At 66.8% G+C, this 9,104-nt stretch carries 9 protein-coding genes; 6 read left to right on the top strand and 3 right to left on the bottom strand.

The window, feature by feature from the left end:
• The first annotated feature begins 71 nt into the window (after nucleotides 1–71).
• Genes NJQ99_RS07765 through NJQ99_RS07740 form a run of 6 tightly spaced genes read left to right on the top strand, consistent with a single transcriptional unit; the run spans nucleotide 72 to nucleotide 5,419 of the window.
• On the top strand, nucleotides 72–932 hold the full coding sequence (locus NJQ99_RS07765; protein ID WP_269332262.1) for a GntR family transcriptional regulator: 861 nt from the start codon (nucleotides 72–74) through the stop codon (nucleotides 930–932).
• The gene (locus tag NJQ99_RS07760; protein ID WP_269332261.1) at nucleotides 907–1,998 is read left to right on the top strand and encodes a TRAP transporter substrate-binding protein; all 1,092 of its coding nucleotides are present in this window, start codon (nucleotides 907–909) and stop codon (nucleotides 1,996–1,998) included. Before NJQ99_RS07765 ends, NJQ99_RS07760 begins: the two co-directional genes overlap by 26 nt.
• Nucleotides 1,995–2,513, top strand: a complete 519-nt coding sequence (locus NJQ99_RS07755; RefSeq protein ID WP_269332260.1) for a TRAP transporter small permease — start codon at nucleotides 1,995–1,997, stop codon at nucleotides 2,511–2,513. The genes NJQ99_RS07760 and NJQ99_RS07755 overlap by 4 nt, the downstream gene beginning before the upstream one ends.
• A 4-nt stretch (nucleotides 2,514–2,517) precedes the next feature.
• Complete coding sequence (locus NJQ99_RS07750) at nucleotides 2,518–3,819, top strand: TRAP transporter large permease (RefSeq protein ID WP_269332259.1); 1,302 nt, start codon at nucleotides 2,518–2,520, stop codon at nucleotides 3,817–3,819.
• A 2-nt stretch (nucleotides 3,820–3,821) separates the two neighbouring features.
• Nucleotides 3,822–4,196 (top strand): cupin domain-containing protein, encoded by a 375-nt coding sequence (locus NJQ99_RS07745; RefSeq protein ID WP_269332258.1) that lies wholly within the window; start codon nucleotides 3,822–3,824, stop codon nucleotides 4,194–4,196.
• A complete protein-coding gene (locus tag NJQ99_RS07740; protein ID WP_269332257.1) occupies nucleotides 4,193–5,419 on the top strand; it encodes a CaiB/BaiF CoA transferase family protein in 1,227 nt (408 codons plus the stop codon). The genes NJQ99_RS07745 and NJQ99_RS07740 overlap by 4 nt, the downstream gene beginning before the upstream one ends.
• Nucleotides 5,420–5,578: 159 nt before the next feature.
• Here the strand turns inward: NJQ99_RS07740 and NJQ99_RS07735 are convergent, their stop codons facing one another.
• The 3 genes from NJQ99_RS07735 to NJQ99_RS07725 all read right to left on the bottom strand — a co-directional run bounded on the left by NJQ99_RS07735 (nucleotide 5,579) and on the right by NJQ99_RS07725 (nucleotide 9,058).
• Nucleotides 5,579–7,129: a class I adenylate-forming enzyme family protein gene (locus NJQ99_RS07735; RefSeq protein ID WP_269332256.1), complete on the bottom strand. Its 1,551-nt coding sequence runs from the start codon at nucleotides 7,127–7,129 to the stop codon at nucleotides 5,579–5,581.
• Nucleotides 7,130–7,131: 2 nt separating this feature from the next.
• Nucleotides 7,132–8,151 (bottom strand): TRAP transporter substrate-binding protein, encoded by a 1,020-nt coding sequence (locus NJQ99_RS07730; protein WP_269332255.1) that lies wholly within the window; start codon nucleotides 8,149–8,151, stop codon nucleotides 7,132–7,134.
• A gap of 73 nt (nucleotides 8,152–8,224) precedes the next feature.
• A complete protein-coding gene (locus tag NJQ99_RS07725; protein ID WP_269332254.1) occupies nucleotides 8,225–9,058 on the bottom strand; it encodes an IclR family transcriptional regulator in 834 nt (277 codons plus the stop codon).
• Nucleotides 9,059–9,104 lie beyond the last annotated feature (46 nt).

Below are 9,104 nucleotides of genomic sequence, written 5' to 3'. Positions count from 1 at the left end.
GCGCATCATAGCATCAATGCATCGAGGGCCGGATGAACCAACAGAGCCTCCCGGAGAAAGAACTGCAGCGGATGACGGGCCGGGACGGGATGACCGCCTACGGGCGCCTGGCGGCGGAGTTCTGGAGCAAGATATCGAGCGGCGAATGGCCGGCCGGGACGCGCCTTCCGACCGTGGCGCAGCTTTCGAAGCTTTACGGCGTGGCCCCGGTCACCGTGCGCGGTGCCCTGCATCTTCTTGTCGCCCAAGGGCTCGTCCATTCCCGCCAGGGGCGGGGCACGTTCGTTCTCGACCGGCAGGGTGCCAGCCGCGACGCAAGCGATGCGTTGGGAGAGAGCTATTTCGAGTCCTGGATCGTCGGGCCCCAGGAAGCGGTGAAGGTCCTCGACCGGAACGAGGGCGTTGCAGTCCCGCCCGAACTTGCGGACGGGGCGCCGGCTGCTGACAGCTATGTCCACCTGCGCCGCCTGCACATGGGGGGCGAGGTGCCGGTTTGCCTCGTCGATTTCTACATCGCGGCCGATGCCTACCGCAGCCTGCCGCCCGGCATTGACGATCAGTTCAAGGTCGGCTTGCTGCTTATGACCAAGGCTACCCCGCGGCCCGCGCGCGGCCGCCAGGTCACGACCGTCGGGCTTGCCAGTCTCGAGGATGCCGACCTTCTGCAGATTCCATCGGGATCGCCCGTCGTTCGGGTGGACCGGCGCTTCGTCGATGCGCGCGGGACGGTCGTCGGAGCGGGCGTGCACCGCTATCCGGGATCGGTGTTCCGGCAGGTTCTCGACCAGCCCATCGACGAGATCCTCGCCACCATCGATTCCTGGCTGCCGTCCAAGGAAGGGCGCAGCAGGACGCCAGCTACAGACAACCAGAAACTCAAGAACCAGCGAGAGGGAGGAAACACGCATGAGCAGGATCCGGACACCGCGTAAGCGCGGTCGCAATCTTGCCCTGAAACTTGCGGGCGCCGCGTTCGGTCTCGGTGCCGCGGCGACGGCGCACGCGGTCGAACTGAAGGTCGCGGACCAGTTCCCGGCGACGCACATCATCACGCGCGAGGGGACGCAGGCCTTCTTCGATCACGTGAAGGCGCATCCTGAGGCGGATCTCACGATCCAGCACTTCCCCGGGCAGCAGCTTGGCAAGGCAAACTCCATGCTGGACGTGGTGCGCAACCGGGTGGCCGAGATTGCGCTCGTCGGTATCAGCTATGTGACCGAGCGGATGCCGCTCGCCACCATGATGGAACTTCCCGGTCTCTACGAGGACAGCTTCGACGGGTACGCCCCATTCGTGAAGCTGGCCGAGAAGGACCTGGCCGCGATCGACTTCGACCGCAACAATGTGAAGCTGCTCTGGGTCGTGGTGACGCCGCCGTACCAGCTTCTCATGAAGCGCGACGACGAGGTCACCGATATCTCCCAGCTTTCAGGCATGAAGACGCGCGTCGCCGGGTCGACAGGCGAACTGGCGGCCAAGGAACTCGGCCTTGTGCCAGTGAAGATGGCGGCCCCGGACCTGTATGTCGCACTCGAGCGCGGTACGCTCGATGGGGCGATCTACACGCTTTCGGCGATGCGCTCCTATAAGCTCGAGGAGGTGACCAACAGCTTCACGACCAACGCCTCGCTGGGGGGCGTTGCCTTTGCGGCCTTCATCAACAAGGACGTCTGGAACGGTCTGACCGAGGCCCAGCAGAAGGTGCTGCTTGACGGGGGCGCCGAGGCGCAGTTCCACACGGCCTGCGCCATGATGAAGGGCGACCTCAAGGCGCAGGAGGCGCTGAAGGCCATGGGCAAGACCGTCTACGATCTTCCCGCGAACGTCGTTGCACAGTTCCGCGAGCGGCTTGCCGCCGTGGATGCCGAATGGGAGCGCCAGATGGAGGGCCGCAACCTGCCCGGCAAGGACATGATGGCGCGCTTCCGCAGCTATCAGCAGGAGATGCGGGCAGACGGCACGGCGGCGGCTGCCCGCAAGCGGTGCCTCGGCTCGTGATCGGGATCGAGCGGGCGGTTGGCCGGCTCGAACGCGCAGCCGATCTTCTGGCGGGTATTGCGCTGATCGCGATGATGCTCGTCATATCGGCAGATGCCCTGGGGCGGCTCTTCGGTGCGCCGCTCCAGGGCGCCTACGAGTTCACGGCCTATTATCTCATGGTGGTGGTGGCGTTCATGGCGCTGCCGCGCAGCTATGTGACCGGTGGACAGGTCCGGCTGGAGCTCATGGAGCGCTGGCTGAAGCGCGCGCCGGGCAACCTCTGGCCCCGGCTCGTCTCCGCCATGTTGCTTGCCGCCTTCGGCGTGCTTCTGTGGTTTGCGACGGAGGAAGCGTTGCGCCGCATCGCGGAGCGGGAGACGACCTTCGGTGTGATCCAGTGGCCGCTCTACCTCAGCTACCTCTGGATGCCGCTCGGCGTGGCGCTTCTGTCGGCGCGTCTCGCGCTCGATATCCTGCGCCCGCGCGAGGCGGGCGAGTTGCCTGAAACGGCTGCCACGGGCGGGGCGGAATAGACCCATGCTCGTCGCCGGCATTCTCCTACTCCTGTTCGCCCTCCTGCTCTTCGCGGTTCCTGTCTCTTTCGCGATGCTGATCGCCGGCATGGTGGGGCTCTACGCGGTAGGCGGGATCTACCCGCTGATCGGCGTTCTCAAGGCCGGCCCCTATGAGCATGTCGCAAGCTACACACTGTCCACGCTGCCCATGTTCATCCTCATGGCGGAACTGATGGGCGCGTCGAACATCACGCGCGACCTGTTCCGGGCGACGAACAGCTGGGTCGGGCATCTGCGCGGCGGACTCGCCTATGCGGCGGTATCGGGCGGCGTGCTGCTCGCCGCGGTCTGCGGTTCATCGAGCGCAGCGGCTGCGACACTCTCCTCGGCCATCCATCCGGAGATGCGGCGCTACGGCTATTCCTCGTCATTCTCCACGGGCGCGCTTGCCGCCGTGGGCACGCTCGCGATCATGATTCCGCCATCGATCGCGCTCGTGCTCTACGGCATCCTGACGGAAACGTCCGTCGGCAAGCTGCTGATCGCGGGCCTGATCCCAGGCTTGCTGACGGCGGTGGCATTCGTCATCACGATCCAGTTCGTCATCCGGATGCGGCCTGACCACGTGGCGGAGTCCATGCCGCGCATGCCTATGGAAGAGCGGGTGCGGGCGAGCCTTCCTGCCCTGCCGATGTTCGTCCTGCTGACGGCCATGATCGTTTTGATCTACACCGGGATTGTCACGCCGACCGAGGTGGGCGCGCTCGGGGCGCTCTGCGCGATGCTGATTGCGCTCGCCATGGGACGCATGGGCCGGGAGAACCTGTCGCGCGCCCTCGTGCGGGCCACCCGCAGCAGCGCCATGATCCTCGGCATCATTGCCTTTTCGGCCGTGTTTGCGGTGTTCCTCACCTTGAGCGGGGCGCCGCAGAAGACGCTATTGCTGGTGGAAGCCGCCGGGCTCGGGCCGTTTCCCGTCCTGTTGCTCGTTCTGGCGGTGCTGCTGGTCCTGGGGGTCTTCCTCGATCAGATCGCCATCCTGATCATCACCATGCCGCTGATCTTTCCGCTCCTGACGGGGCTTGGCTACGACCCGATCTGGCTTGGCGTGATCGTGGTCAAGACCGCCGAGATCGGCCTGATCACACCGCCCGTCGGGCTCAATCTCTTCATCGTGAGCGGTACCGCCAAGGTGCCGGTCGGGACGGTCGCCCGCGGCGTCGCACCCTTTGTGCTCGCCGAACTCGTCGTGCTCGCGATCCTCGTCGCGCTGCCGGAACTGTCGCTCTGGCTGCCCCAGCTATCCAACATATCCGGAGGATGACCATGTCTACCCCGCAGATGGTCGTGTCGCTCGACGACCTCGATGTCTATTCCCCGCCACTTCATTCAGGCACGCAGAACCGAAGGCTGGTCGAGGCGGGGCTGGGCGCGGGCGTGGAGGTGATCCACGGCACGATCGCGCCCGGTGGCATGGGTGACCGTCACAAGCACGCGACCGAGTGGCAGATCATCCTGCTCCTGGAGGGGGAGGGGCGGCTCGAGCTTGGCGACGAGCCTCCGCGCACGATCTCGGCGGGTGCCGTCGTCCGCATCCCGCCCGGGGTCGCGCACCTGTTCGTGGTGACGGGCGAGACGCCAGCCAAGGTCGTCGTCATCTACTCCCCGCCGCTCGGCAAGGATGGGTTCATCCCGGCATGAGCGCGGATCCGGTAGCGGAGGGACCGCTTGCGGGTATCCGCGTGCTCGACCTCACGGCAATCGTGCTGGGCCCGCTTGCCACGCTCTGCCTTGCGGACATGGGGGCCGACGTGGTCAAGGTCGAGCCGCCCGAGGGCGACGCCATCCGCAACGGCGGCGCGGCCCGCCATGCCGGCATGGGGGCGATCTATCTCGCGCTCAACCGCAACAAGCGCTCGCTCGCGCTCGATCTCAAGCGGCCTGAGGCGAGGGAGATCCTCGCCCGCCTTGCGCAATGGGCCGATGTGGTGGTGCACAACATGCGCCCGGAGGCAGCTCGCCGTCTCGGTATCGACGCCGAGACCCTGTGCGCCCAGAACCCGCGCCTGATCCATTGCTCGGCCTCTGGCTTCGCCGCCGGCACTGCCCGGGAGAAGGATCCGGCCGTCGACGACGTGATCCAGGCGGCATCGGGCGTCGCGGCCCTGTTCGCTGGCGAGGGGCAGGAGCCACGCTACGTGCCCGGCCTCATCGCCGACAAGGTCGCCGGCCTCCTTCTGACGCAGGCGATCCTCGGCGCATTGCTCGCCCGTACCCGGACGGGCCGGGGCCAGGCCGTGAGCCTTCCGATGTTCGAGGCCCTCGCGACCTTCACCCTGATCGAGCAACTGGGCGGGGACGCCTTCTTGCCGCGAGCCGGAGCACCCGGCTATGCCCGCCTCAAGACACCCTACCGCCGGCCGATGCGGACCGCCGACGGATACATCGCGATCACGCCCTATTCGCAGAGGAACTGGCAGGACTTCTTCCGCGCGGCGGGCAGGCCCGATCTCGCCGGGGATCCGCGGGTGACCGACACGGCCCGCCGGAATGCCGAGGTGGGCGACCTCTACGCCCTGCTCGCGGAAATGCTGCCAGCACGCCGCACGGCTCACTGGATGGAGATCGCGCGACAGACCGGCATCCCGGCCGCGCCGGTTCGCTCGGTGGAGGACCTGATTGCCTCGGGCGATCTCGAGGCGCTGGGCTACGTGGTGGAACTTGACCATCCGACTGAAGGGCGGACCCGTGCCCCGGGGCCGATTGTCCGGCTGGAGGGCGTCTCGACGGCCCATGCCAGGCCCGCGCCATGGCTGGGCCAGGATGGCGCGTCGGTACTGACCGGCCTCGGCTTTGAAGACGATGAGGTTCGCACCTGGCGCGACGCCGGCGTTCTCGTGGAGCGCAGGCCCGGCGGGGCGTAGGAAGGCGCCAGTTTCAGACAGCCTCGCGCAATTCTGACCTGCTGTGTTGTTCAGGGTGTGTCAGCGGATCGATTTGCCGTGGGAGAGCCGTCAGGAAAGGGAAGGCGTACCTGTCCTTGCCGCCGGGCAGGTTGATGCGGGCCGAACCTCCCGATCGCGCTAAACCGCGCGGTCGCGGTCCTTCCAGAACCGGCTGCGGATGTCGCGCTTCAATACTTTGCCGACGGGGCTCCGCGGCAGGTCGGGCCAGAACTCGACCGACTTCGGCGTCTTCATGCCGCCGAGACGTTCGCGGCACAGGGCGGTGATCTCGGCCTCGCTGAGGGTTGCGCCCGGACGCGGCTGGACGACCGCCTTCACGGCCTCGCCCCAGATGTCGTCCGGCACGCCGATCACGGCGCAATCCTGCACACCGGGATGGGACCAGATGACCTGCTCGATTTCCGTGGGGAAAATGTTGAACCCGCCGCTGATGATCACGTCGCGTTCGCGGTCGACGAGGTAGAGATATCCATCCTCGTCCTTGTAGCCGATGTCGCCGGTGTGGTGCCAGCCGAAGCGCCCGGCCTTCTCGGTCGCTTCCGGGTTGTTGTAGTAGCCCTTCATGACGAGGTCGCCCTTGACGACGATCTCGCCGCGCTCGCCCGGCGGCAGGAGGCGGCCTTCCGGGTCCATGATCTCGACGCGGACGAACGGCGTGCTCTGCCCGCAGCTTTTCAGGCGCCGGGCGACGGCCGGGTCGTCAAGGGGCACGTGTTCCGATTGCGGCAGGATGGTGCAGAAGAAGGGCGCCTCCGCCTGGCCGAACGCCTGCGCGAAGACCGGGCCGAAGCGCGCGATCGCCTGGGTCAGCTTGTCGACCGACATCGGCGCCCCGGAATAGATGACCGTGTGCAGCGAGGAGCAGTCGTGCGCCCCGATCTCCGGGTCGTTGAGCAGCATGTAGATCATGGTCGGCGTGAGGAATATGTGGGTGACGCGCTCCTCCTCGATCAACCGCAGGACGTCCCCCGGCGTGAAGCGTGGCATGACGCGCGTGCGTCCGCCGTGGATCATGGTGGCGAGCGCCATCGTTCCTGCGGCGTGACTTAGCGGCGCCGCCGCAAGGTGGACGGGGCCTGCGGGGAAAGGAAGGGTCGAGAACAGGCAGGCGAACAGCGTCTCGTAGTTGCGGTTGCTAATCATCACGCCCTTGGACGGGCCGGTGGTGCCGCCCGTGCTGCGGATCGCGACCACCGTGTCGGGTCCTTGGGGAACATCGATACCGGTATGCGGGTAGCCTCGGGACCAGTCCGCCAGGCCGGGGGCGCCGGGCACGGCCGTGTCGATGCAGACGATGCCGCGCATGTCCGGCAGCGTGCCGCAGGCCGTCCGGACCGCGTCCAGGTGCGCCGAATGGGTGAAGACGAAGCAGGCGTCGTTGCTCCTGAGCGCGTGCGCCATCTCGTCCGCGCCATAGCGCGCGTTCACCGGCAGCCAGACCGCGCCGGCCCGGACGATGCCGAGCACCGCCTCGAGATAGCGGACGTGGTTCGGGCTGACGGTCGCGACGACGTCGCCGGGCGTCACGCCTGCATCTGCGAGCGCGGCGGCGATGCGGTGGGAAGAGGCCGCAACCTCGGCATAGGTCAGCGCCGTCTCGCCGTCCGTGAGACACACGGACCGGGGCGCCCGAGAGACGCCCCGGTCGAAGAAATCGATCAGCCGCATGGTCAGTTGGTGGCCGCGAGCACGTCATTGAAGGCCACGAGGGCGTCCGACCCCGGAAGGCCGCGTGCGTCGAGCCCTTTGGCCCAGTCCTCGCGAACCTTCGCGAAGACGTCCTGCAGCACCTGCTGTTCCTGCGCGGACACGTCGGCAATCGTGATGCCGGCCTGCTCGAAGGTCTCGAAGGTCGCGGCCACGTCCTTGTCGACGTGCGCGCAGACACGCTGCATGGCCTCGTCGCCCACGGCCTCGATGACGGCCTGCACGTCGGCGGGCAGCTTCGCCCAGGCAGCGTCGCTGATCATGTAGCCGGTTGCCACGGTCGCCAGCTTGGCGCCGCGCGTACCCGACTTGATGAGGTCCTGCAGCTTGTAAGACTTGACCGTTGGAACCGGGAACACGATCCCGTCCACGGTGCCGCGCGACAGGGATTCCCGGATCTCGGGCGCCGCGAGGCGCACCGGCACGCCGTTCAGTTCCCGGACGACGAGGTCGAGCGCGCCGCCGACTGAGCGGACCTTCGCGCCGCCGAGGTCCAGCACGTTCGGCGTGTCGCCGGACGCGAGGAACATCTCGTAGGGCGGGTTCACATAGACGAAGACCTTCCGTGCGCCGGCCTTGCTGAACTCGTTCTTCGCAAGCCAGCCGTCCTGCTCTAGCAGTTCGGAGTAGACCTTGCCGCCCTGGCAGGAGGTGGAAGTGCCGCCCGGCAAATCGATGACGCCCGACAGCGGTAGCTTCTCGGACATGTAGGAGGGAACGACCAGCGCGATGTCGGCAAGTCCCGACTGGAGGATCGTCAGCATGTCCTTCGACTTGCCGAGCTGCTGCGAGGGATAGTACTCGAACGTCACGCGTCCGTCGGTCCGCTTCGTCACCTCCTCCATGAAATAGGTCGTGCCGTGCTCGGCCAGGAAGTGGGTCGCGGGCAGGTTGTCCGCGACGCGGAGCGTGATCTGCTGGGACATGGCGGGCGTTGCGACAGCGATCGCCGCGGCGGCGGCGACTGCGAGACAGGTCTTCATCGGGGCATCCTCCGTTCGATTATTCGAATATCATGCGCTTTTCTGCTCACTATCCGATGAACGTGGCTGCCGGTCAATCCGTGCCGCTTTCCGTGCTGCCGTCGTGACCCATGGCGCGGGAGAGGTCGGCTGCGGCGTCCATCACCGCGGAGCGGAAGAACTCGCCCTTCTGTCGGACCCTCATGGCGACAGTTGCCAGGACGAGGGCGTAGTGCACCGAGCCGTCGCGGTGGATGATGGGGGCGGCGAAGCCAGCGCCCCCGTCGGTGAATTCCTCCGACGATAGCGAGAACCCCTCCTGCCTTACACGGACCAGCTTGCGCCGCACCTCTTCGGTGTTGGTGATCGTCTGTTCCGTGATGCGCGTCATGGGGGTCGAGGCGAGATACTCCTCGATCCAGTCCGCAGTCTGGAAGGCGAGCAGCAGCCGTCCGGCGGCCGAGCAGTAGAGTGGGCGGGTGTCGCCGATCTGGACCGTGTAACGCACGGGGTTCGTGCTCTCGATCTGGTCGATGTATTGAACTTCCCGCGCGAAGCTGTTCAGCTCGGCGAGGATTACCGTCTCGCCCGTCAGCGCATGAAGTCGCTGCATGAAGGGACGTGCGATCGGTGCGATCCGCCATTTCGCTGTAATTGCGCCGGCAAGGTTGAACAGCGCAGGGCCGATCTCGTACCGGTCGTCCGCCCGCGTCGCTAGGTTCAGGCCGACGAGGGCGCGAAGAAGAGCCAGGACGCTGCTTTTCGGCGCGCCGATCCTTTCGGAAATTTCGGCGAGCGACAGTCCCGAGGGCGCGCGTGCAAGGAGGTCTGCGATTTCGAACGCGCGTCTCAGCGCACGGGGGCCGGCCTCCGCGGGTGACGTGGAGCGGGAGGAAGGGGCAGGCGTGTGGTCCTTGAGGTCTGGCACCGTCGTTCATTCCCAGGATCTGCGTTGACAGGAGCGCCATGCGTCG

Origin of the sequence: Futiania mangrovi (genome assembly GCF_024158125.1) — a bacterium.
GTDB classification, from domain to species: Bacteria; Pseudomonadota; Alphaproteobacteria; order Futianiales; family Futianiaceae; genus Futiania; species Futiania mangrovi.
The sequence above is the reverse complement of the archived record's forward strand: the minus strand, read 5'-3'. Positions and strand labels throughout refer to the sequence as shown.

Coding starts and splice junctions, on each gene's coding strand:
- NJQ99_RS07765 (WP_269332262.1), top strand. CDS start 72: ATGACGGGCCGGGACGGGATGACCGCCTACGGGCGCCTGGCGGCGGAG.
- NJQ99_RS07760 (WP_269332261.1), top strand. CDS start 907: ATGAGCAGGATCCGGACACCGCGTAAGCGCGGTCGCAATCTTGCCCTG.
- NJQ99_RS07750 (WP_269332259.1), top strand. CDS start 2,518: ATGCTCGTCGCCGGCATTCTCCTACTCCTGTTCGCCCTCCTGCTCTTC.
- NJQ99_RS07745 (WP_269332258.1), top strand. CDS start 3,822: ATGTCTACCCCGCAGATGGTCGTGTCGCTCGACGACCTCGATGTCTAT.
- NJQ99_RS07740 (WP_269332257.1), top strand. CDS start 4,193: ATGAGCGCGGATCCGGTAGCGGAGGGACCGCTTGCGGGTATCCGCGTG.
- NJQ99_RS07735 (WP_269332256.1), bottom strand. CDS start 7,129: ATGCGGCTGATCGATTTCTTCGACCGGGGCGTCTCTCGGGCGCCCCGG.
- NJQ99_RS07730 (WP_269332255.1), bottom strand. CDS start 8,151: ATGAAGACCTGTCTCGCAGTCGCCGCCGCCGCGGCGATCGCTGTCGCA.